This window comes from Vibrio sp. GJ43-1 (assembly GCF_055808835.1).
In genome coordinates, this window is sequence record NZ_CM147884.1 from 1,049,714 (window position 1) to 1,071,304 (window position 21,591).

General features: G+C 44.9%; 13 protein-coding genes, 15 tRNA genes and 5 pseudogenes. 9 read left to right on the forward strand and 24 right to left on the reverse strand.

The genetic code is table 11. The features are described 5' to 3' along the window. Nucleotides 1-37: 37 nt before the first annotated feature. Nucleotides 38-1,463 (reverse strand): annotated as a pseudogene (gene miaB, locus AC0L66_RS05040) (tRNA (N6-isopentenyl adenosine(37)-C2)-methylthiotransferase MiaB). 264 nt (nt 1,464-1,727) lie between these two features. On the opposite strand from miaB, the gene AC0L66_RS05045 reads away from it, so the two are divergent. Next, on the forward strand, nt 1,728-2,882 hold the full coding sequence (locus AC0L66_RS05045) for a 2-octaprenyl-3-methyl-6-methoxy-1,4-benzoquinol hydroxylase (protein WP_265674602.1): 1,155 nt from the start codon (nt 1,728-1,730) through the stop codon (nt 2,880-2,882). Between the two features lie 43 nt (nt 2,883-2,925). Here the strand turns inward: AC0L66_RS05045 and AC0L66_RS05050 are convergent, their stop codons facing one another. The 21 genes from AC0L66_RS05050 to lolB form a co-directional block, all read right to left on the reverse strand. Continuing rightward, nucleotides 2,926-3,951 (reverse strand): lactonase family protein, encoded by a 1,026-nt coding sequence (locus tag AC0L66_RS05050; RefSeq protein ID WP_473568594.1) that lies wholly within the window; start codon nt 3,949-3,951, stop codon nt 2,926-2,928. A gap of 183 nt (nt 3,952-4,134) precedes the next feature. Then, nucleotides 4,135-4,219: transfer RNA gene (locus AC0L66_RS05055), tRNA-Leu, on the reverse strand. An 82-nt stretch (nt 4,220-4,301) separates the two neighbouring features. Beyond that, a tRNA-Gln gene (locus AC0L66_RS05060) sits at nt 4,302-4,376 on the reverse strand. Nucleotides 4,377-4,443: 67 nt separating this feature from the next. Further along, a tRNA-Leu gene (locus AC0L66_RS05065) sits at nt 4,444-4,528 on the reverse strand. An 81-nt stretch (nt 4,529-4,609) separates the two neighbouring features. After that, nucleotides 4,610-4,686: transfer RNA gene (locus AC0L66_RS05070), tRNA-Met, on the reverse strand. A gap of 32 nt (nt 4,687-4,718) precedes the next feature. Continuing rightward, nucleotides 4,719-4,803 (reverse strand) — tRNA-Leu (locus AC0L66_RS05075). Nucleotides 4,804-4,885: 82 nt separating this feature from the next. Next, nucleotides 4,886-4,960, reverse strand: a tRNA-Gln gene (locus AC0L66_RS05080). Between the two features lie 67 nt (nt 4,961-5,027). After that, a tRNA-Leu gene (locus tag AC0L66_RS05085) sits at nt 5,028-5,112 on the reverse strand. A gap of 82 nt (nt 5,113-5,194) precedes the next feature. Beyond that, nucleotides 5,195-5,269: transfer RNA gene (locus AC0L66_RS05090), tRNA-Gln, on the reverse strand. 67 nt (nt 5,270-5,336) lie between these two features. Continuing rightward, nucleotides 5,337-5,421, reverse strand: a tRNA-Leu gene (locus AC0L66_RS05095). Nucleotides 5,422-5,503: 82 nt separating this feature from the next. Next, nucleotides 5,504-5,578, reverse strand: a tRNA-Gln gene (locus tag AC0L66_RS05100). A 67-nt stretch (nt 5,579-5,645) separates the two neighbouring features. Then, a tRNA-Leu gene (locus AC0L66_RS05105) sits at nt 5,646-5,730 on the reverse strand. Nucleotides 5,731-5,811: 81 nt separating this feature from the next. Continuing rightward, a tRNA-Met gene (locus tag AC0L66_RS05110) sits at nt 5,812-5,888 on the reverse strand. Between the two features lie 86 nt (nt 5,889-5,974). Continuing rightward, nucleotides 5,975-6,049 (reverse strand) — tRNA-Gln (locus AC0L66_RS05115). Between the two features lie 62 nt (nt 6,050-6,111). Continuing rightward, a tRNA-Leu gene (locus AC0L66_RS05120) sits at nt 6,112-6,196 on the reverse strand. Between the two features lie 32 nt (nt 6,197-6,228). Further along, a tRNA-Met gene (locus AC0L66_RS05125) sits at nt 6,229-6,305 on the reverse strand. Between the two features lie 294 nt (nt 6,306-6,599). Beyond that, the gene (gene ychF / locus AC0L66_RS05130; RefSeq protein ID WP_473568595.1) at nt 6,600-7,691 is read right to left on the reverse strand and encodes a redox-regulated ATPase YchF; all 1,092 of its coding nucleotides are present in this window, start codon (nt 7,689-7,691) and stop codon (nt 6,600-6,602) included. Between the two features lie 10 nt (nt 7,692-7,701). Further along, nucleotides 7,702-8,292, reverse strand: coding sequence for an aminoacyl-tRNA hydrolase (gene pth / locus AC0L66_RS05135; RefSeq protein WP_102470827.1), 591 nt, complete (start codon nt 8,290-8,292; stop codon nt 7,702-7,704). Nucleotides 8,293-8,412: 120 nt separating this feature from the next. Next, a complete protein-coding gene (locus tag AC0L66_RS05140; protein WP_102470828.1) occupies nt 8,413-9,363 on the reverse strand; it encodes a ribose-phosphate pyrophosphokinase in 951 nt (316 codons plus the stop codon). A gap of 27 nt (nt 9,364-9,390) precedes the next feature. Continuing rightward, nucleotides 9,391-10,275: a 4-(cytidine 5'-diphospho)-2-C-methyl-D-erythritol kinase gene (gene ispE / locus AC0L66_RS05145; RefSeq protein WP_265675951.1), complete on the reverse strand. Its 885-nt coding sequence runs from the start codon at nt 10,273-10,275 to the stop codon at nt 9,391-9,393. A gap of 2 nt (nt 10,276-10,277) precedes the next feature. After that, on the reverse strand, nt 10,278-10,898 hold the full coding sequence (gene lolB / locus AC0L66_RS05150) for a lipoprotein insertase outer membrane protein LolB (RefSeq protein ID WP_265675945.1): 621 nt from the start codon (nt 10,896-10,898) through the stop codon (nt 10,278-10,280). Between the two features lie 173 nt (nt 10,899-11,071). Between lolB and hemA the strand changes: the two genes are divergently transcribed. The 6 genes and pseudogenes from hemA to kdsA all read left to right on the forward strand — a co-directional run bounded on the left by hemA (nt 11,072) and on the right by kdsA (nt 16,442). Beyond that, complete coding sequence (hemA, locus tag AC0L66_RS05155; protein WP_265675944.1) at nt 11,072-12,331, forward strand: glutamyl-tRNA reductase; 1,260 nt, start codon at nt 11,072-11,074, stop codon at nt 12,329-12,331. A gap of 27 nt (nt 12,332-12,358) precedes the next feature. Beyond that, nucleotides 12,359-13,450: pseudogene (gene prfA / locus AC0L66_RS05160) on the forward strand (peptide chain release factor 1). Between the two features lie 9 nt (nt 13,451-13,459). Beyond that, nucleotides 13,460-14,306, forward strand: a pseudogene (gene prmC, locus AC0L66_RS05165) (peptide chain release factor N(5)-glutamine methyltransferase). A 70-nt stretch (nt 14,307-14,376) separates the two neighbouring features. Next, nucleotides 14,377-14,760, forward strand: coding sequence for a SirB2 family protein (locus AC0L66_RS05170; protein WP_265675942.1), 384 nt, complete (start codon nt 14,377-14,379; stop codon nt 14,758-14,760). A 3-nt stretch (nt 14,761-14,763) separates the two neighbouring features. After that, entirely contained in the window at nt 14,764-15,573 is an 810-nt protein-coding gene (locus AC0L66_RS05175) for a SirB1 family protein (protein ID WP_473568597.1), read from the forward strand. Nucleotides 15,574-15,589: 16 nt separating this feature from the next. After that, a pseudogene (kdsA, locus tag AC0L66_RS05180) lies at nt 15,590-16,442 on the forward strand (3-deoxy-8-phosphooctulonate synthase). Nucleotides 16,443-16,546: 104 nt separating this feature from the next. Here kdsA and AC0L66_RS05185 read toward each other — a convergent pair. Then, nucleotides 16,547-17,689, reverse strand: a complete 1,143-nt coding sequence (locus AC0L66_RS05185; RefSeq protein WP_265675938.1) for a GGDEF domain-containing protein — start codon at nt 17,687-17,689, stop codon at nt 16,547-16,549. 466 nt (nt 17,690-18,155) lie between these two features. Here AC0L66_RS05185 and ushA point away from each other — a divergent pair. Together ushA and ybaK are read left to right on the forward strand one after the other, a co-directional pair. Beyond that, nucleotides 18,156-19,827: pseudogene (gene ushA, locus AC0L66_RS05190) on the forward strand (bifunctional UDP-sugar hydrolase/5'-nucleotidase UshA). Between the two features lie 84 nt (nt 19,828-19,911). Next, nucleotides 19,912-20,388, forward strand: coding sequence for a Cys-tRNA(Pro) deacylase (ybaK, locus tag AC0L66_RS05195; RefSeq protein WP_473568599.1), 477 nt, complete (start codon nt 19,912-19,914; stop codon nt 20,386-20,388). Nucleotides 20,389-20,469: 81 nt separating this feature from the next. Here the strand turns inward: ybaK and rluF are convergent, their stop codons facing one another. Beyond that, entirely contained in the window at nt 20,470-21,549 is a 1,080-nt protein-coding gene (rluF, locus tag AC0L66_RS05200) for a 23S rRNA pseudouridine(2604) synthase RluF (protein WP_265675935.1), read from the reverse strand. Between the last annotated feature and the right edge of the window lie 42 nt (nt 21,550-21,591).

Here is a 21,591-nt window from a genome sequence, read left to right on the forward strand (position 1 = left end):
TATGGAGCCCGATTGCGACCGGGCTCCTCATTAGGTGCTAAGGCGTAAAGGTTGCCACACCTAGCTCATCTTCGCGACGAGTTTTTTCCATCATTTCTGTTGGCGACGTCACAACACGAAGATCGATGTCTTTTTCGGTACGAAGTAGCTCACCGCGAAGCGAGTTCGCGAATACATCGACAATTTTTACATCAACGAATTGACCAATCAGGTCAGCGCTACCTTCAAAGTTCACGACACGGCTGTTTTCTGTACGACCACGAAGCTCCATCAGGTTTTTCTTCGAAGGGCCTTCTACTAAAATTCGTTGCTCAGTATCCAGCATCAGGCGTGAGTAACGCATAGCTTGAGCGTTCACAGTCTGTTGCAGTTCGTATAGACGCTCTTTCTTCTCTTGCTCTGGTGTATCACACGGATAATCCGCTGCAGGTGTCCCCGGGCGTGGTGAGAAGACAAAGCTAAAGCTCATATCAAAATCCACGTCTTTAATCAGTTTCATTGTGTCTTGGAAGTCTTTGTCAGTTTCGCCAGGGAAGCCGACAATGAAATCTGAACTGATTTGAATATCAGGACGCGCCTTTCTTAGTTTGCGAATGATCGATTTATATTCAATCGCGGTGTGAGGGCGCTTCATCATCGTCAAGATGCGATCCGAGCCACTTTGTACCATGTAAATGTAAGAAGCTAACCAATTCAGGAGTGTCTTCATACACCGCAATGATGTCGTCTGTAAACTCAAGGGGATGGCTAGTGGTAAAGCGAATACGGTCGATACCATCAATAGATGCAACTAAGCGTAAAAGATCAGCAAATGAGCAAATTTCACCGTCGTGCATAGGTCCGCGGTAAGCGTTAACATTTTGACCAAGAAGGTTGACTTCACGAACCCCTTGCTCGGCAAGTTGTGCGATTTCAAATAATACGTCGTCCATTGGACGGCTGACTTCTTCGCCACGAGTATAAGGTACCACGCAGTACGTGCAGTACTTTGAACAACCTTCCATAATGGAAACAAACGCCGTTGCGCCTTCCGCGCGTGGCTCTGGTAGATTGTCGAATTTTTCGATCTCTGGGAACGAAATATCCATAACAGGCGCTTCGTTGCTTTGAGATTGGCGAATCATTTCTGGCAAGCGGTGAAGGGTTTGAGGGCCAAAAATCACATCAACAAATGGAGCACGCTGACGAATATGATCGCCTTCTTGTGTCGCTACACAACCGCCTACACCAATAACGACGCCTTCTTTTTTATCTTTCAGTGTCTTCCAACGACCGAGTTGGTGGAAGACTTTTTCTTGTGCTTTTTCACGGATCGAACAGGTGTTCAATAGTAGTACATCTGCTTCCTCTGGCACTTCTGTCAGCTCGTAGCCGTTAGCAGCATTAAGCAGGTCGGCCATTTTTGATGAATCGTATTCGTTCATCTGGCAGCCCCAGGTTTTAATTAGCAGTTTCTTACTCATCACTTTCGCTCGTCAGTTATTTAAATTCCGTAGAACTATTGTTCAAATTATAGCCGCCATCACGGCGCTAAGCGGCGTATTGTACTGCTTTAAAAACCGCCTGACTAGTGGTAGGGCAAAAACTCTTTGAACGCTTATGGCACCACAGCTGTGAAGAGAAAGTAGCCTCTTAATGTGTAAGGAAATTTGATGAAAATTACTCGCCCTTTGCAGGTTCCATACGTACAATAAAAATACGTCAGAATTCAGGGTAGCAGTGGAACAATGGAACAGTTTGAAATCGTAGTCGTTGGTGGTGGAATGGTCGGCGCAGCCGTCGCCATTGGTTTTGCAAAGCAAGGACGTTCCGTCGCCGTCGTTGAAAAATTCGAACCTAAGCCGTTTCACCTTTCTCAACCGATGGATTTGAGAGTGTCTGCTATTTCTCCTCACTCCATTGCACTCTTAGAAGAGCTCGGTGCATGGGATGATATTGCCGCCATGCGAATCTGCCCTTACGCGCGTTTAGAGACTTGGGAGGCTGAATCTTGTCGCCTGCGCTTTAACGCTGACACGTTAGGTGCAGAGCAATTGGGCTATATCGTTGAGAATAGAGTTATTCAGCTGGGGTTGTGGGCGCAATTCTTCCACTACGAGAATTTGACGGTGATTGATTCAGATGGGTTGGCGAATATTACCCTCGGCGAAGAGGGGAATACGTTGAATCTAGAGTCGGGTAGGCAACTACACGCGTCGTTGGTCATTGGTGCCGATGGTGCAAACTCAAAGGTGCGTCAAGCGGCTGGTATTGGTGTCACGGCTTGGGACTATCGACAAGAATGCATGTTGATTAATGTGGAAACTGAATTACCGCAGCAAGATATTACTTGGCAATGGTTTACCCCTTCTGGTCCTCGTTCATTTTTACCGCTTTGTGGGCATCAAGGCTCTTTGGTGTGGTACGACGCCCCAAAACGCATCAAGCAATTAAAAGCCATGACATTTAAGCAGTTGGAGAATGAAATTCAGCACTGTTTTCCTGCAGAGTTAGGACCGATTAGAGTCTTAGAACATGGCTCATTCCCACTGACACGACGCCATGCTCAACAGTACTCTAAGCATCGATGTGTTTTAGTTGGTGATGCCGCGCATACCATCAACCCCTTAGCTGGGCAGGGAGTCAACCTTGGTTTTAAAGATGTCAGCGCGTTATTGCAGCTCACTGGTAACAACTCGTCAATAGACCCGGTACTGCGTCGTTATGAAGTTCATCGTCGCCCTGATAATTTATTAATGCAAACGGGTATGGATGTCTTTTATAAAGGATTTAGTAACACTTTGAGCCCTGTGCAAGTGGCACGTAATGCCATGTTAAAGCTGGCTGAGCACTCAGGCCCCATTAAAACGCAAATCTTACGTTACGCTATGGGGCTGAAATAAAAGACCTGAATTATAGGATTGCGTCGACGTTATGGCGTCAGCGCTAGTCAAATACCACACAAACAGGTTTAGGCAACGTTAGCATGACTTTTGCTAACGTTGGTTGGCCTGTTTTTTTATCAACACTAAAGAGGACAAGGTTATTTGAGTTTTGGTTTGCCACGACCAACCAATGACCATCTTTTGATAGGGTGATATCTCTGGGAAAGGAGCCCGCAGTCTCAACGAATCCTTGATAGTTGGGTGAGTTTGGCGAGGTGATATCAAACCAACTAATGATTGATTGATGCCTTCCTGATAAATAGATATAGCGCTGGTCGCTAGAAAGTTTGATGGCGCCAGCTGCTTCGCCTTTACTGTGTGTCGGAAAGGCGGGCTGGATGCTTGTTAGTTGCCATCGCCCATTGGTTTGCTTTTCAATAACGCCTAGTGTTTCATCGAGCTCACATAGAATAAAACCGAACTGTCCATCGTTGCTGAAAACGGCATGCCTGGGACCACTGCCCGCAGGAAGCTTAAGGGTTTGCTGTTGGGTGACGGAATCCTTGTTAAGTTGGTAAAAATTCAGCGTATCCAATCCAAGATCGACCGTCATGACTTGATTAGACTGAGGCACGAATACGATTTGATGGCCATGCGGGCCGCGTTGTCGAGTCGAGTGGTGCCCTTGCCCTTCATTCTGAAACCGAGCTTGCCGCTGACGGATCTCCCCTGTGGGTGCTAATGTATACACCTCAAAGCTGCCTGAACCGTAATGCGCAACGCCGAGCCGGGTTTGACACTCAGAAATAGCCACGTGGCAAGGGTGGTCACCCTCGAGAGGTTGTCTACAGACCTCTTTAAAAGGATCACGTAGAAAGTACAGTGCGGCGCCTTCTTGCTGAGATTGCTCAGAGATGGCGTACCAGCCGCGATCAGTGTGTGCGAGATAAGAAGGGTTATTAATACCAGAAACGTTGTGCTGCGATGTGAGCGCCATAGTTTCAAGGTTAAATGCGATATGGCTAAACCCAGAATATGCGTCATCGCTATATTGCCCTATGCATAACGAAAGCGAAGTTGGTGACATGGTAGTACTTCTATGAGTGATTCGTTGTTCTAGAGTGTTGTAAGGCTATTTAAGAGGATAGGGGGACGTTTTATTTTTGTGAGGGACAGCAAAGCTTTAATTAATCTACTTTTTCAAGGAATAGACGTTCATACGAAAACTCAAGCGAAAAAAAGCCCGTCATATGACGAGCTTTCTTAATAATGGTGCGGTCGGAGAGACTTGAACTCTCACACCTCTCGGCGCCAGAACCTAAATCTGGTGCGTCTACCAATTCCGCCACGACCGCAGCAAAGCTTTTCAACCTAAGTAAGCACTTAGAGAAGAATATATAGTTAAGAAGACATTGGTAAGTCTCAATAACGTTGTAATGGCTGGGCTACCTGGATTCGAACCAGGGAATGCTGGCATCAAAAGCCAGTGCCTTACCGCTTGGCGATAGCCCAACAGGATTGTTTCAGTGTCAATCACACGTTCTTAATTGAGTTAATTAAATAACACATTAAGAAATAATGGTGCGGTCGGAGAGACTTGAACTCTCACACCTCTCGGCGCCAGAACCTAAATCTGGTGCGTCTACCAATTCCGCCACGACCGCAGCAAAGCTTTTCAACCTAAGTAAGCACTTAGAGAAGAATATGTAGTTAAGAAGACATTGGTAAGTCTAAGTAACGTTGTATGGTGGCTACTGCGGGATTTGAACCTGCGACCCCATCATTATGAGTGATGTGCTCTAACCAACTGAGCTAAGTAGCCAGAAAATAATAACTAAATATTATTTCTAATAATGGTGCGGTCGGAGAGACTTGAACTCTCACACCTCTCGGCGCCAGAACCTAAATCTGGTGCGTCTACCAATTCCGCCACGACCGCAGCAAAGCTTTTCAACCTAAGTAAACACTTAGAGAAGAATATATAGTTAAGAAGACATTGGTAAGTCTCAATAACGTTGTAATGGCTGGGCTACCTGGATTCGAACCAGGGAATGCTGGCATCAAAAGCCAGTGCCTTACCGCTTGGCGATAGCCCAACAGGATTGTTTCAGTGTCAATCACACGTTCTTAATTGGGTTAATTGAATAACACATTAAGAAATAATGGTGCGGTCGGAGAGACTTGAACTCTCACACCTCTCGGCGCCAGAACCTAAATCTGGTGCGTCTACCAATTCCGCCACGACCGCAGCAAAGCTTTTCAACCTAAGTAAACACTTAGAGAAGAATATATAGTTAAGAAGACATTGGTAAGTCTCAATAACGTTGTAATGGCTGGGCTACCTGGATTCGAACCAGGGAATGCTGGCATCAAAAGCCAGTGCCTTACCGCTTGGCGATAGCCCAACAGGATTGTTTCAGTGTCAATCACACGTTCTTAATTGGGTTAATTGAATAACACATTAAGAAATAATGGTGCGGTCGGAGAGACTTGAACTCTCACACCTCTCGGCGCCAGAACCTAAATCTGGTGCGTCTACCAATTCCGCCACGACCGCAGCAAAGCTTTTCAACCTAAGTAAACACTTAGAGAAGAATATATAGTTAAGAAGACATTGGTAAGTCTCAATAACGTTGTAATGGCTGGGCTACCTGGATTCGAACCAGGGAATGCTGGCATCAAAAGCCAGTGCCTTACCGCTTGGCGATAGCCCAACAGGATTGTTTCAGTGTCAATCACACGTTCTTAATTGAGTTAATTAAATAACACATTAAGAAATAATGGTGCGGTCGGAGAGACTTGAACTCTCACACCTCTCGGCGCCAGAACCTAAATCTGGTGCGTCTACCAATTCCGCCACGACCGCAGCAAAGCTTTTCAACCTAAGTAAGCACTTAGAGAAGAATATGTAGTTAAGAAGACATTGGTAAGTCTAAGTAACGTTGTATGGTGGCTACTGCGGGATTTGAACCTGCGACCCCATCATTATGAGTGATGTGCTCTAACCAACTGAGCTAAGTAGCCATGTTTTGCGAGCGAGACAATATAATACAAACTTATCTCTAGTTCTACTGAATTTGACAAAAATGTCTTCCAATAAAACGAAATGTTGGCTGGGCTACCTGGATTCGAACCAGGGAATGCTGGCATCAAAAGCCAGTGCCTTACCGCTTGGCGATAGCCCAACAGGATGTTTAGAGTACTTAAAACTCAAAGTCATCATACTTGATTCTTTATTTCTAAAGAATGGTGCGGTCGGAGAGACTTGAACTCTCACACCTCTCGGCGCCAGAACCTAAATCTGGTGCGTCTACCAATTCCGCCACGACCGCATCTTGTGCTTATTTAAAAGCGAATTTAGAAATGGTGGCTACTGCGGGATTTGAACCTGCGACCCCATCATTATGAGTGATGTGCTCTAACCAACTGAGCTAAGTAGCCATTTTTTCTAAATTACCGCTCTCTCCGGTAAGTTGCCTTATCGCTGAGAACGGGGCGCATTATGCGTAGTTGAGACAAATGCGTCAACTTTTTTTTGAAGAAATTAGCCAAAAAGTGCCGTTCGGGTTTTTTTTAAACAAATAGCGCTGTTTGTGATCAAAAACTGATAATAAAATACCAGCTATTCGATGCTAGCATTAGCCTTTCGCTCTAATAAACAATGTGTCTTTGTGTGAGTAAAAACAAAAAAAGCCAGCGAGTGCTGGCTTTTTATACAAAACAAAGCTTGCTTTGTTAGACGTTGAATCTAAAGTGAATCACATCACCATCTTTTACGATGTAATCTTTACCTTCTAGACGCCATTTATCGGCGTCTTTAGCACCAGATTCACCGCTAAACTCGATAAAATCATTGTAACCAACCACTTCAGCTCGAATGAAGCCTTTCTCGAAGTCGGTGTGGATTTTACCCGCAGACTGTGGAGCCGTCGCGCCAATTGGAATTGTCCATGCTCGTACTTCTTTAACACCAGCGGTGAAGTAAGTTTGTAGAGCAAGTAGATCATAACCAGAACGAATAACGCGGTTTAGGCCCGGCTCTTCGATTCCCATGTCCGCTAGGAACTCTTCACGATCTTCGTCATCAAGTTCAGATAGTTCAGATTCAATCGCGGCACAAACAGCAACAACAACGTTATTTTCATTGGCTGCGAATTCACGAACCGCATCAAGATACGGATTATCTTCAAAACCATCTTCGTTAACGTTGGCGATGTACATGGTTGGCTTAAGCGTAAGGAAGTTCAAATAGCCAATCGCGGCAAGTTCTTCTTTTGCTAGTTCAACCGTACGAGCCATGCCACCTTCAGTTAGGGTCGGAAGCAGCTTTTCTAGTACAGTTATTTCAAATTTAGCGTCTTTATCGCCGCCTTTTGCTTTTTTAGCATTGCGTTGTATTGCACGCTCACAACTGTCTAAATCGGCAAGAGCCAATTCTAAGTTGATCACTTCAATATCTTCAATTGGCGATACTTTACCAGCAACGTGCACAATGTTGTCGTTTTCAAAACAACGAACAACGTGACCAATCGCGTCAGTTTCGCGGATGTTAGCTAGGAATTTGTTACCTAGGCCTTCACCTTTAGAAGCACCAGCTACAAGCCCAGCGATGTCAACGAATTCCATTGTTGTCGGCAAGATCTTTTGCGGATTAACAATTTTAGCCAGTGCGTCTAGACGCAAATCTGGAACAGGAACGATGCCAGTATTTGGTTCGATAGTACAGAACGGGAAGTTTGCTGCTTCAATTCCTGCTTTTGTTAGTGCGTTGAACAGAGTTGATTTGCCAACGTTTGGCAATCCAACGATGCCACATTTAAAACCCATGATTGTAACCTTATTCAGCTTTGAACGTGTGTAAGCGATTTTGTGCTTTTGGCAGGCCATCTTTCAGTAAGATATCGAGACTGCGTACGGATTCGTCGACAACCGCATCGAGGCATTCTTGCTCTTTTGCTGGCGCTTTACCGAGTACATAGCCTGCGACTTTGTCTCTGTGTCCTGGATGGCCAATACCAATCCTAAGACGATAGAAATCTTTATTGTTGCTCAATTTACTAATGGTGTCTTTCAGGCCGTTATGACCGCCATGACCACCACCCTTTTTGAACTTGGCAACACCTGGAGGTAAGTCTAGCTCATCATGAGCGACCATGATTTCTTCAGGTTGAATTTGGTAGAACTTTGCTAAGGCCGCAATGGCTTTACCTGATAAGTTCATAAATGTTGTCGGAACCAATACCCTAAGATCACTGCCGTTAGCTTGTATTCTGCCAGTTAAGCCAAAGAACTTTGGTTCATTCTTTAATGTGATGTTATGGATACGAGCAAGCTCTTCGACCACCCATGCTCCTGCATTGTGACGCGTTCTCGCGTATTCAGGACCTGGGTTGGCTAGGCCTACAAGTAACTTTATCTGCTGAGTCAACGGACCGATCTCTCTTGAATATCAAAAAGCGCGGTATGATAGCACACTAACGGGGGACACAAAACTTGAATACAAAAAAACCACTTCCTAGGAAGTGGTTTTTTAAAATACGTTACGGTCTTACTTAGAGCTGAACATCGCAGAGATAGACTCTTCGTTGCTAATACGGCGAATTGCTTCAGCTAGCATTGAAGACAATGTCAACTGGTGAACTTTGCCTGTAGCCGCCATTTCTTTAGTCAGTGTAATTGAGTCCGTGACAATCACTTGGTCAAGTACTGAGTTCTTAATGTTTTTCGCTGCGTTGCCAGAGAATACGGCGTGCGTTGCGTAAGCGAATACGCGTTTTGCACCACGTTCTTTCAATGCTTCAGCGGCTTTACATAAAGTACCACCAGTATCGATCATGTCATCAACGATAACACAGTCACGACCTTCAACATCACCGATAAGGTTCATGACTTCCGACACGTTCGCACGTGGACGACGTTTGTCTACGATAGCAATGTCGATGTCACCTAATGCTTTAGCTGTAGCACGAGCGCGTACAACACCGCCAAGATCAGGAGAAACCACCACTGGATCTTCTAGACCACGGTTCGCCATATCTTCAAGCAATACTGGTGTACCAAAGATGTTATCTACAGGTACATCGAAGAAGCCTTGAATTTGCTCTGCGTGTAGGTCGATAGTAAGAACGCGGTCAACGCCGACGTTAGAAAGGAAATCAGCAACAACTTTTGCAGTAATTGGCACACGAGCAGAGCGTACACGACGATCTTGACGAGCGTAACCAAAGTAAGGAATTACAGCAGTAATACGGCCTGCTGAAGCGCGGCGCATTGCATCAATCATTACCACTAACTCCATTAGGTTGTCGTTAGTTGGCGCACAAGTTGATTGAATGATGAATACATCACTACCACGAACGTTTTCATTGATTTGAACAGCGACTTCGCCGTCAGAGAAACGGTCAACAGTAGCATCTCCAAGAGAGATGTATAGACGATCAGCAATACGTTGGGCTAGTTCAGGTGTAGCGTTACCAGCAAATAGCTTCATATCAGGCACGGTGGAAACCTCAGGGTTGCGTCCAGTTTAAACAGATTGTGTTTGGGCTAATTGGTATTTAGCCAAGGTCTCTAATAAAGGGGAGCGGTTGCACCCTTTCGCTACAAAAGCGGAGACATTGTCAGGAAGGTGGTGAAAAACTTTCTCTGCATTCTCTTCGCTGTCAAATTCAGCAAAGAGGCATGATCCGGTTCCCGTCAATCTCGACGGCGCGTATTGTAGCAGCCAAGAAAGTTGCTTATCAACCTCTGGGTACAGCATTCGCACAATTTTTTCGCAATCGTTTTCGTAAACCGAGTCCAAAAGCGTTGATAAGTCTCGTTTTGGCGTGTTTCGAGTTAATTTGGGGTGAGTGAAAATATCGACAGTCGCGATACTCACTTCAGGTTTAACAACTAAATACCACTGCTCTTTTGGGGTAGCAGGCGACAGTTTTTCTCCAACGCCTTCCGCAAACGCGGAAAATCCGCGGACAAAAACGGGGACATCGGCACCTAACGCTAGACCTAATTGTGCTAACTCATCGATGGAGCAGTGCGTTTGCCATAAAAAATTGAGAGCGACGAGTGCTGTTGCGGCATTTGAGGAGCCGCCGCCAATGCCGCCTCCCATAGGTAAAATTTTCTTAATCTTAATATGCGCGCCTAATGGGCTACGAGTGACATCTTGAAGAGATTTCGCGGCTTTCCATATGAGGTTATCTTCCGTTTTCACCCCTTCAATATCGGGGAATAGCGTTATGCGCCCAGAATCGTTAACGGTGATTTCCAGTTCATCACAGAGGTCGATGAACTGGAATAGGGTTTGCAGTTCGTGGTATCCGTTTGCTTGCCTACCCGTGATGTAAAGAAAAAGGTTCAGTTTCGCAGGGCTTGGCCATACGGTGGCGGCATTATTAAGTAGGGCGTTCATGGTCATTGTTTGATGGTCCATTTCGCAACAACAAGTTTGAGTTTGGTATCGCCTTGTTCAAGTTGCATTCGAGTTGGCATAGGAAGCGTTTGTGTCGAGTCCGACAGCGTATAGCTTTGGTAGGCTTCATAATCTAAACGCCATTGCTTGTTTTGCAGCTTTTTAGTCAAACTCCCCACGGTGTTGAATGGGTTGAGTTCGTAGCTATCCGCTGTGGAAGGTAGACCAATGAGCCAATCTTGCAGTTGTTCAATGGGGATGTCTAAACCAACAAGTTGATAGATGAGTTGGTTGACGTCCTTACCACTTAGCTTCTGACCATCATACGTTTCAATGAATGCGCCGTTAGGCGTAGTGGTCAAATTTAATACGGTTTGCCCTAAGAATGTCGTGAGCCTAACTTGAGTAAAGTTAGGTGAGTGCGTCCACTGAAAGTTGAGTGTTTGACGTTGCTCAGGAGACACATAGCCGAGTTTACCAATGGCGGTATACTGCGTGAGGTTGGCAAGCTGCGATTGATGCGCTTTCCATTCAACACTTTCGGGTTCTGGCGGCAATGAACTACACCCTATGAGATAAAGGGCAATAAAGGCATAAAAAAACTGACGAGAGAGTTTGAGCATAGGAAACGTCTTAACTTGATGGTTTATTGTGCAAATTCAATACAATATTGAAAGACTATAGCATCAAACCCACAAACTCAGGAAAACAAATTGGCGTTAGCCTTTCATTAACGCTTGCCATCAAGTAAAATTCGCACCTATTTGTCAAATCCGTATCAGAGAATTTGCGTTACATGTCATTGCTTACCATTGGTATCAACCATAATACAGCGTCAGTAGATCTTAGAGAGAAGGTGGCGTTTCCACCTGAAAAACTCGATAGAGCGCTGAAAGAGCTAAAAGAAAATACCAAGGTTAATGGGTCAGTGATTTTATCTACGTGTAATCGTACGGAAATTTACTGCGATACAGGCAGTTTCGGGAAAACGCAACTCATTGATTGGCTGATTAAATTTCATGGTGTGGCGGCGGAAGAATTAAAACCTTCGCTTTATGTTCATGAAGAACAAGCTGCCATTAGACACCTGATGCGTGTTTCGTGTGGGCTAGATTCTTTAGTTTTAGGTGAGCCGCAAATACTTGGCCAAGTGAAGCAAGCGTATGCGGATGCTCGAAAACACAGTGCGGTTGATGGCAATGTTGAGAGACTGTTTCAAAAAGTGTTCTCGGTAGCAAAACGCGTTCGTACTGAAACGGAAATAGGCAGTAGTGCTGTCTCGGTTGCTTACGCTGCTTGTACTTTGGCAAGGCAAATATTTGAAACAATTGCCGACTCCGTGGTGCTGTTAGTCGGCGCGGGTGAAACCATTGAGCTTGTGGCAAAGCATTTACAGGGACACGGGTGCCAACACATGATTGTGGCAAACCGGACGAAGGAGCGTGCCGAGGTATTGGCTTCTCAGTTTGGTGCTCAAGTCATCGCACTTAATGAGATCCCAGAGGTACTACCAAAGGCGGACATCGTGATTAGCTCGACGGCGAGCCCTCTACCCATTATCGGTAAAGGGATGGTAGAAACCGCCATTAAGCAGCGTCGTTACCAGCCAATGCTATTGATTGATATTGCCGTTCCGCGTGACATAGAGTCGCAAGTGGGTGAGCTTAATGATGCCTACCTTTATACCGTTGATGACTTACAATCCATCGTTGACGGTAATATAGAACAGCGTAAAGTCGAGGCGATTCAAGCAGAAGCCATTGTTAGCGAAGAAAGTGCTTTGTTTATGACTTGGATGCGTTCTTTGCAAGCGGTTGACAGTATTCGAGAGTTTCGCAAGCAAGCGAATGATACTCGCCAAGATCTATTATCAAAAAGTTTACAAGCGCTAGCCACAGGAACCGATCCGGAGAAAGTGTTGCTAGAGCTCAGTAATAAATTAACCAACAAGCTTATTCATGCGCCAACTAAGGCGCTACAAGATGCCGCAGAGCAGGGTGATCCTGCTAAGCTGACGGTTATTAGACAAAGTTTGGGATTAGACCAAACTAAATAAGCCATATTCTGAGATAAGACTGCAATTATGAAAGCCTCCATCCTAATGAAATTGGAAACTCTGGTTGAACGTTACGAAGAAGTTCAACATCTGCTTGGCGACCCTGACGTGATTGGCGATCAGAATAAGTTCCGAGCGTTATCAAAAGAGTATTCTCAGCTAGAAGAAGTGACCCAGTGTTTCCAAGCTTTCCAGCAAGCACAAGACGATCTTGTTGCCGCGGAAGAGATGGCAAAAGAAGACGATGAAGAGATGCGCGAAATGGCGCAAGAAGAAATCTCAGAGTCTAAAGCAACGATTGAACGTTTGACCGAAGAGCTTCAAGTATTGCTTCTTCCTAAAGATCCAAACGATGATCGTAACTGTTTCTTGGAAATTCGTGCCGGCGTTTAGTGGTGATGAAGCGGGTATCTTTGCTTAGTGACTTATTCCGTATGTATAGCCGTTACGCTGAAAAGAAAGGGTGGCGCATTGAAGTCATGAGCTCAAACATCTCTGAGCAAGGTGGCTTTAAAGAAATGATTGCCAAAGTGACTGGCGACGGTGCTTACGGTGTCCTTAAGTTCGAATCGGGCGGTCACCGTGTTCAACGTGTGCTTAACAACAGAATCACAAGGTCGCGTTCACACTTCTGCGTGTACCGTTGCGGTCATGGCTGAAGTGCCAGAAGCTGAAATCCCTGAGATTAAAGCGGCGGATTTGAAAATTGATACTTTCCGTGCTTCGGGTGCGGGCGGTCAGCACGTCAACACGACCGACTCTGCGATTCGTATTACTCACTTGCCAACGGGTACGGTAGTAGAATGTCAGGACGAGCGTTCGCAACATAAGAACAAAGCCAAAGCGATGGCGGTGTTGGCAGCCCGTATTACGCAAGCTGAAGAAGCAAAGCGTGCTGCTGAAGTGTCGGATACTCGCCGTAACCTATTAGGTTCAGGTGATCGTAGCGACCGTATTCGTACTTACAACTACCCACAAGGCCGAGTGTCGGATCACCGTATTACGCTGACGCTTTATCGCTTGTCTGAAATTATGGAAGGTGACTTGCAGTCTTTGGTTGATCCAGTGCTAACCGAGCACCAGGCAGACCAACTTGCGGCGCTAGCAGAGCATAACTAATTTATGCCTTTGAAATACTCTATCGAAGCGGTGCTCAAACGAGCATCGCTTGTTCTTTCTGAGTCGGGTAGCGAATCCGCTTCTTTAGATGCGGCGGTGTTACTTTGTCACGCGCTGGATAAGCCGAGAAGCTATTTGCTAACGTGGCCGGAAAAACAGCTAACCGACGATGAATCTGCGCAGTTTGAGTCGCTACTTGCACGTCGCATTCAAGGTGAGCCAGTGGCTTATATTCTTGGTGAGCGCGAGTTTTGGTCACTGCCACTGAACGTGGCTTCTAGTACTTTAATTCCACGCCCTGATACCGAGCGCTTAGTTGAGTTGGCTCTAGATAAAGCACAATTGCTAGACGGGGCTGTGCTGGATTTGGGTACCTGTATTCTAGCGCAATTGCTCTAGCCCTAGCGTCTGAGTTACCGAGCCGCCAATTTGTCGGGGTTGATTATCAGCAAGAGGCGGTTGATTTAGCAGCAGGCAATGCCATGAAACTTAACCTTAGCAATGTGTCATTTTATCAAGGCAGCTGGTTTACCCCTATTGCGACGGATAAGACCTTTGCTATGATCGTTTCAAACCCCCTTATATCGATAAAAATGATCCTCATCTATCGGAAGGTGACGTGAGGTTTGAACCTGCCACGGCCTTAATCGCCGAGAATAATGGACTCGCGGATATTGAGTACATAACTGAAAATGCGCCTCAATATTTGATGAACAATGGCTGGTTGATGTTTGAACACGGCTTTGAGCAAGGCGATGCGGTTCGCACCATACTGCTACGCAATGGATTTACAAATGTCACGACTGAGCAAGACTACGCGGGTAATGATCGTGTGACGCTCGGTCAGTGGTTGTAAGCGCGAACAGACGAGCAAGCGTTAATAACCAGTAATCAATAAAAACCATAAAACAGAGAGTAAAGTTGCTATGTATGAAGGACTAAAACATTTCCACTTAATGACAATTGCACTGAGTGTGGCGCTACTGTCTGTGCGATTTGGTTTGATCATGATGAACTCATCTAAGGTAAATCATCCATTTCTAAAACGTTTTCCCCATATCAATGACTCATTGCTGTTGTTATCTGGTATCGGCTTAATTATGGTAACTGGCTTTATTCCATTTACCGATGCAGCACCGTGGATGACCGAGAAGGTCACTTGTATCTTGGCATACTTTGCGCTTGCTTTCTTCTCGCTAAAACTTGCAAAGAACAATTTACTAAGAGTTTGTGCCTTTTTTGGTGCGTTAGGTTGGTTGATGATGGCTGCGAAAATCGCCATGCACAAAACGCCATTTTTGATGGGATAAACGATGATCGAACTGTTTGATGAAGATTTTGACGCGATCGCGTTGGTTGAAGGCGCACTCATATTAAATAAAGCCGTTGACCCGGAAACACAGCATCATTGGGCTGAGCTAGAGCTAGCCCGCTTGCTAAAAGAAGCAGAGCAAACCTTAGTTCATGAAACCGATGAAAAGCAGCGCTTTGATGCATTGTTAAGATTGTTCTATCGAGAGTGGAATTTTAGTGGTGACAAAGACGCCTATTTTTCCTCTGAGAATGCTTTTATTGATAAAGTGCTAGAAAGACGAAAAGGTGTACCGGTAAGTTTAGGTGCGATCTTGATCTATCTCGCCAGCAAGCTAGGCTTCCCTGTTGAGGCGGTCACATTTCCGACTCAGTTTTTATTAAAGGTAACATGGCCCAATGAAGCACCTTGTTATATCAACCCATATGATGGTGAGTATGTGGCAAAGTCGACACTACGAGCTTGGTTGATTGGTAACGAAGGGCCATTGGCGAAATTGGAAGCGAAGCATTTAGATAGCTCTGACAACCCAACGGTGATTGGTCGCTGGTTAGCTTTACTCAAAAGTGCCCTATTACGCGAAGAAAAGTACACGTTAGCGCTACGTTGCACGGATTTGGCGCTAACTTTTGTGCCTGACGACCCTTATGAAATTCGAGATAGAGGGTACATATACCAGCAGTTAGATTGTCATCAAATCGCCGCGAGTGATTTTCAATTTTTTATTGATCAATGCCCTGATGATCCTGCAATTGAATTACTGAAAACACAGGTCTCTGCGATCAGTCGCTCACCTGTAATCCTTCACTAAAATTAGAGATAATCCAATGACAGTTAAAACCGTTCACGTAGGCGATATTCCAGTCGCGAATGACAAGCCATTTACATTGTTTGCAGGCATGAATGTGCTTGAATCTCGTGACATGGCTATGCAGATTTGCGAGCACTATGTAAAAGTTACTGAAAAATTAGGCATTCCATACGTATTTAAAGCGTCATTTGATAAAGCAAACCGCAGTTCAGTGCATTCTTATCGCGGCCCTGGTTTGGAAGAAGGATTGAAAATCTTCCAAGAACTGAAAGACACGTTTGGCGTAAAAATCATTACCGATATTCATACTGAAGCGCAAGCGCAGCCCGTTGCGGATGTGGTTGACGTGATTCAGCTTCCTGCTTTTTTAGCTCGTCAAACCGATCTCGTTGAAGCGATGGCGAAAACCGATGCCGTCATTAACGTGAAGAAGCCGCAATTTATGAGCCCTGGTCAAGTGGGTAACATCGTGGATAAATTTGCTGAGTGCGGCAATGAAAAAATCATCTTGTGTGAGCGTGGTGCATGCCATGGTTACGATAATCTTGTGGTTGATATGCTTGGCTTTGGCGTGATGAAAAAAGTCTCCAATGGTAGCCCAATTATTTTTGACGTGACGCATTCTCTACAGATGAGAGACCCTTCTGGTGCTGCCTCTGGTGGTCGTCGTGAGCAAACGGTTGAACTGGCGAAAGCTCGATTTAGCGACAGGAATTGCCAGTCTATTTATTGAAGCGCACCCAAACCCGGATGCAGCAAAGTGTGATGGCCCTTCTGCATTACCACTGGATAAACTAGAACCATTCCTCGCTCAAATGAAAGCGTTAGATGATCTCATTAAAGGCTTTGAACATATTGATATTCGTTAATCTCGTTCAGAGTTAACGAGACAAGGGTAAGTGGCGTCGCGACTTACCCTTTTTTTGTATTTGGTCTTCCGTGTCATGCTGACATTCCTTGTCAATTCTGATGGTCATAAAGGCTTATCTAGTAACTGTGGTATCACAGTTTTGTTTCTTCCAGATTGTTTCGCTTGGTATAGCGCCTTATCGGCGTAGTTGATCGCCGCCAAAATAGTATCGTTTTGACCGTTTGCTAGATAAACGCCTGCCGATACAGTGATATGAACGCTTTCTAGGGTCGTTACCGTTGAACACTTCTTGCGTATTGACTCGACGTCATGTGCCAGTGTGTTGACATCGGTTGCTGGGAAAATGAGCAAAAATTCCTCACCGCCATAACGAATAAATTGGCTCTCTTGCGGTTTATTCGCGAGCAGGACTGATGCCACCTGTTTTATGACTGAATCCCCCACATCATGCCCGTAGCTATCATTAATTTGCTTAAAGCGGTCGATATCTAGCATCACGAACGCAAGATTGAACGGTGACGGTAACTGAGCTTCTTGACTGATCCAAAGGTTTAAATAGTGTCGGTTGTGGACTTGGGTGAGGGCATCTGTTTCGCTAAGATCTTTTAGACGCTTCGAATAAGCTGAAAGACGAATGGACTGACTGCGAATTTGTTGGCTTTCAGTGAAGCGTGTTTTGGTTTCCAGCTCACGACGATAGCTACCCAATACACAAAATATCGCCGTACTGAGGACGATCATATAATGGTTGTACTCTTGTGCTTCACTAAGTAGCGCGAGCGCTGGGTGTAAATACAAAACGTAGGGAAGCAAAATACCAGTGATTGCTATCAGCGAATAGCCAAAAGAGAGGCGAGAAAACGTGCCGATATAGAGCATTAAAAGAATGCCGCCACTTTGGTAGTTAGTGTTACCGATACTTAACGCAATGATTCCTGAGTGATGGACAATGAATCCGGCGCAGATGAATAAACTGACCTCCAGTTGCGGCAAGCCTCGCCATCTATGTAAGGATGCGAAATATAAGGAAAGGGTAGCAATGATCGCCAGTGTGAAACGAGCGGCGACAATAATATGGCTATGTTGTTGTAATACCAGAAAGTCAGAAATTGAAAAAAGTAAAAAAGTCGCAATGGCCCCATACATAAATCGAGCGTAGGGCTGGTAGATTTGCGTATCTAAAAAAACGCGATAACGTAACACCTGAAACGGAAGTGTTTTAGTTAAGTGCAAAAAAGAAAACAAAAAATATCCTCAGGGTGGCGCTTATTATAATGAGTATAGCCAGTAGGCTATAGACCGTTTGGTAAAACTACAATGGTCACCTTGTAATAAATGTTCACGTTTTGTGTTGTAAAAGCGGTTTCCTGCTAGTTCTCTTTAACTTTGCTGGGAATGGTTAACACTCTTGGGGTGAGTTGGTTTATCTTTTAATCAATCAACGTTAGTTATTAACCAAGTTATAAGCGATGTTGATTGTGATGATGCGAGCCACTTCTAGAGTTGCCCAGCAACTTGTGACCTATGCATCATAAAAATGAAATCAACATGTTATGTTTAATAGGTTAATTTAAACTAACGCAAGTTTTGCTGATGTTTCAAGGTCGGTCTATTCATTCGTTCTCAGCATAAACTGACTGTTCAGCATAGATAGTGACTCACTCAAAAATAATTAAAGCAGTGGAATTCTCCAAAGTTCAAAGGTATGACAATGAAAAAGAGCCTTATGTTTAAGTCCGTACTTAGTGCGGCAATCATCGCGTCACTTGCAGGATGCGCAACTCAACCAGAGCACGAATGGAATGCAGATGAAACGTATAAGCTAACTGTACTTCATACCAATGACCATCACGGTCGTTTCTGGCAAAACAAATATGGCGAATATGGCATGGCGGCGCGTAAAACGTTGATCGATGATATTCGTTCACAGGTAGAAGCAGAAGGGGGAAGCTTATTGCTACTCTCTGGCGGCGACATTAATACCTGCTGTACCAGAGTCCGATTTGCAGGATGCTGAGCCTGACTTTAAAGGCATGAGCAAAATTGGTTACGATGCGATGGCACTCGGTAACCATGAATTTGACAATCCACTTGAAGTGCTTTTTAAGCAGAAAGAGTGGGCAAACTTCCCAATGCTATCTGCCAATATTTATGACAAAAAAACCGGTGAGCGTATGTTCGACGCTTACCACATGTTTGATAAGCAGGGTATAAAAATCGCGGTTATTGGTTTAACAACAGAAGATACCGCGAAAATTGGTAACCCTGAATATATCGGTGGCATTGAGTTCCGTGACCCTAAAGTGGAAGCGAAAAAGCTCATTGCTGAGCTAAAAGAAACAGAAAAACCTGATCTTATCTTTGCTGTGACGCACATGGGTCACTATGAAAATGGTCAGCGCGGTGTGAATGCACCGGGTGATGTGGCACTGGCGCGTTACCTTGAGCCAGGTGATTTGGATATGATTGTCGGTGGTCACTCACAAGAGCCTGTTTGTATGGAAGGCCCAAATGTGGTGAAGAAAAACTTTAAGCCTGCCGACGAGTGTAAACCCGATACACAAAATGGCACGTGGATTGTTCAAGCACACGAGTGGGGCAAGTACGTGGGTCGTGCAGACTATGAATTCAAGAATGGTGAACTAGAGATGGTGAGCTATGATTTAATTCCTGTGAACTTGAAGAAAAAAATTAAAGTTGACGGTAAGAAGCAGCGTGTATTGATCGAAGAAGAGATTCAGCCTGATGCAGAACTACTGGCATTTTTGACGCCTTACCAAGAAAAAGGTCAAGGCCAACTGAGCGCAGAAATCGCTGAGACTAACGGCAAGTTAGAGGGTGACCGTAACGTTGTGCGTTTCAGTCAAACAAACCTTGGTCGCTTAATCGGTACCGCTCATAAAGAACGTGCGAAAGCAGATTTTGCGGTTATGAACTCTGGCGGCGTTCGTGATTCTATTGCTGAAGGTGCTGTCACTTATAAAGATGTATTGACCGTTCAACCATTTGGTAACATCGTGACTTACACCGATATGTCAGGTGCAGAAGTGTTAGATTACTTAAATGTAGTCGCATTGAAACCGTATTGATTCTGGTGCGTATGCGCAGTTTGCTGGTATTTCAATGACGGTGGGTAAAGAGTCGGTGTCGGACGTGGTGATTAACGGTAAAGCGTTAGATCCAAAAGCGACGTATCGGTTCACCGTACCTAGCTTCAATGCGGCTGGTGGTGACGGGTATCCAAAACTCAACAACCACCCTGGTTATGTTGACAACTTGGCTTTGTTGATGCAGAAGTGCTAAAAGACTACTTAGAGGCGAACAGTCCAATTGACGTCAATAAGTATCAGCCAAATGGCGAGATTGTTTACAAAATTAAATAATCACGCATTGACTCTTTTTGAATGAGTCAGTTATAAATAAGCGGTACTGTCGGTACCGCTTTTTTAATGTCTGGGAATACTGTTATGACACCTGCTATTAACCTTGCCAAAAAGAAAAAAATCACCCATGTCGTGCGCCAATATCATCATGATCCAAGGCATGAAAGCTATGGATTAGAAGCGGTTGAAGCGCTTGGGCAAGATCCTGAGTCGGTATTTAAAACCCTGCTTTTTTCATTAAATGGTGAACCGAAAAACCTTGCCGTTGCAATTATTCCTGTTGAAGAAAAATTGAATTTGAAGTTAGCAGCTAAAGCGGCGGGCGGTAAAAAAGCAGAAATGGCGGACAAGGAGATCGCTCAGAAAACGACAGGGTATGTGTTAGGTGGAATTAGCCCACTTGGTCAAAAGAAAGCGTTGCCGACGTTTATTCATGTGAGTGCCGAAGCAAGAGAAACCATGTGCGTGAGTGCAGGGAAAAGAGGGCTAGAAATTGAGTTAGCGCCGCATGATTTGGCCGCACTAACTCGTGGTCAATTTGCTAATTTGTGTGAAGCCTAGTCATTAAAGCCGCCAGTGGCTATTTCTGCCAGTGGCCTATTTCTCAAGTAGTGGCTGTTAAATTGGCTACTTCTTAAGTGACTACTTCTTAAGGGATAGTGTACCGCTGACTCGCGCTCTAGGTTTACTAGAGGTATCGTTTGAGCGTGGCTTGCTGTCAGTATGTGTACGAGTGACATTCGAGTTATTGCGGTGGTTCGATTTGTTACGATCACCTTGTTTATTATGTTCGCCTTGCTTACCGCGACCACTTTGGTGACCACGAGCATCTTGGTTATTTCGGTCACTATGCTTCGGTCCACGTCTGAATTCATCAGCACCATGACCTGAAAAGGTTTTCATCTTCTCGCGTTTTGCTTCGAGACGAGCATCGTGAAGCTTAGCATCGGTCGCTTTATTGATGCGGCGGCCTGAACCATCTTTTCTAGAGGCTTCTTCTGTGCTTGAAGAGTCTTCACACAAAGCATGAATTTCCTGAACTTCGGCTTCACTTAGGTAGCGCCATTTGCCATTAGGGATACCATCGATGCTAATGTTCATGATACGTACACGACGTAGTTTTAGAACTTCATAGCCTAATGCTTCACACATTCTACGAATCTGGCGATTGAGACCTTGAGTTAGAGTAATACGAAATGAGAATTTCGTTTCTTGCTCAACCTTACAAGGTAGGGTAACGGTATCTAGAATGGCGACACCAGAGCTCATGTTTTTGAGAAACTCTTTAGAAATGGGTTTGTCGACACGTACCACGTACTCTTTTTCGTGGTTATTTCCAGCCCGCAAAATCTTGTTGACGATGTCGCCATCGTTCGTCAAGAAAATCAGCCCATCCGATGGTTTGTCTAATCGACCTATTGGGAAAATGCGTTTGCTGTGTCCGATGAAATCAACAATGTTTCCCGGCACATCACGTTCGGTCGTACAAGTGATACCCGTTGGTTTATTAAGGGCAATATAAACAGGCTTTTCTTTGCTTTTAACTGGCTTACCATCGATTTCGACATTGTCACCAGCAAGTACTTTCGTTCCCATTTCAGGAATGATGCCATTGATGGTAACGCGTTTTTGTTCAATCAGGCGGTCGGCTTCACGACGAGAACAAAAACCAGTTTCACTGATGTATTTATTAAGACGTTTACCGTCAGCAGAGTTAGGCATGAGTTTATATTACTCTTGGTTGGTCAGACACAAATAAGGTCG

What these genes read in the sequence shown, in the direction of transcription:
- AC0L66_RS05045 (WP_265674602.1), top strand. Translation starts at nt 1,728, where the DNA reads ATGGAACAGTTTGAAATCGTAGTCGTTGGTGGTGGAATGGTCGGCGCA.
- AC0L66_RS05050 (WP_473568594.1), bottom strand. Translation starts at nt 3,951, where the DNA reads ATGTCACCAACTTCGCTTTCGTTATGCATAGGGCAATATAGCGATGAC.
- ychF (WP_473568595.1), bottom strand. Translation starts at nt 7,691, where the DNA reads ATGGGTTTTAAATGTGGCATCGTTGGATTGCCAAACGTTGGCAAATCA.
- ispE (WP_265675951.1), bottom strand. Translation starts at nt 10,275, where the DNA reads ATGAACGCCCTACTTAATAATGCCGCCACCGTATGGCCAAGCCCTGCG.
- lolB (WP_265675945.1), bottom strand. Translation starts at nt 10,898, where the DNA reads ATGCTCAAACTCTCTCGTCAGTTTTTTTATGCCTTTATTGCCCTTTAT.
- hemA (WP_265675944.1), top strand. Translation starts at nt 11,072, where the DNA reads ATGTCATTGCTTACCATTGGTATCAACCATAATACAGCGTCAGTAGAT.
- AC0L66_RS05170 (WP_265675942.1), top strand. Translation starts at nt 14,377, where the DNA reads ATGTATGAAGGACTAAAACATTTCCACTTAATGACAATTGCACTGAGT.
- AC0L66_RS05175 (WP_473568597.1), top strand. Translation starts at nt 14,764, where the DNA reads ATGATCGAACTGTTTGATGAAGATTTTGACGCGATCGCGTTGGTTGAA.
- ybaK (WP_473568599.1), top strand. Translation starts at nt 19,912, where the DNA reads ATGACACCTGCTATTAACCTTGCCAAAAAGAAAAAAATCACCCATGTC.
- rluF (WP_265675935.1), bottom strand. Translation starts at nt 21,549, where the DNA reads ATGCCTAACTCTGCTGACGGTAAACGTCTTAATAAATACATCAGTGAA.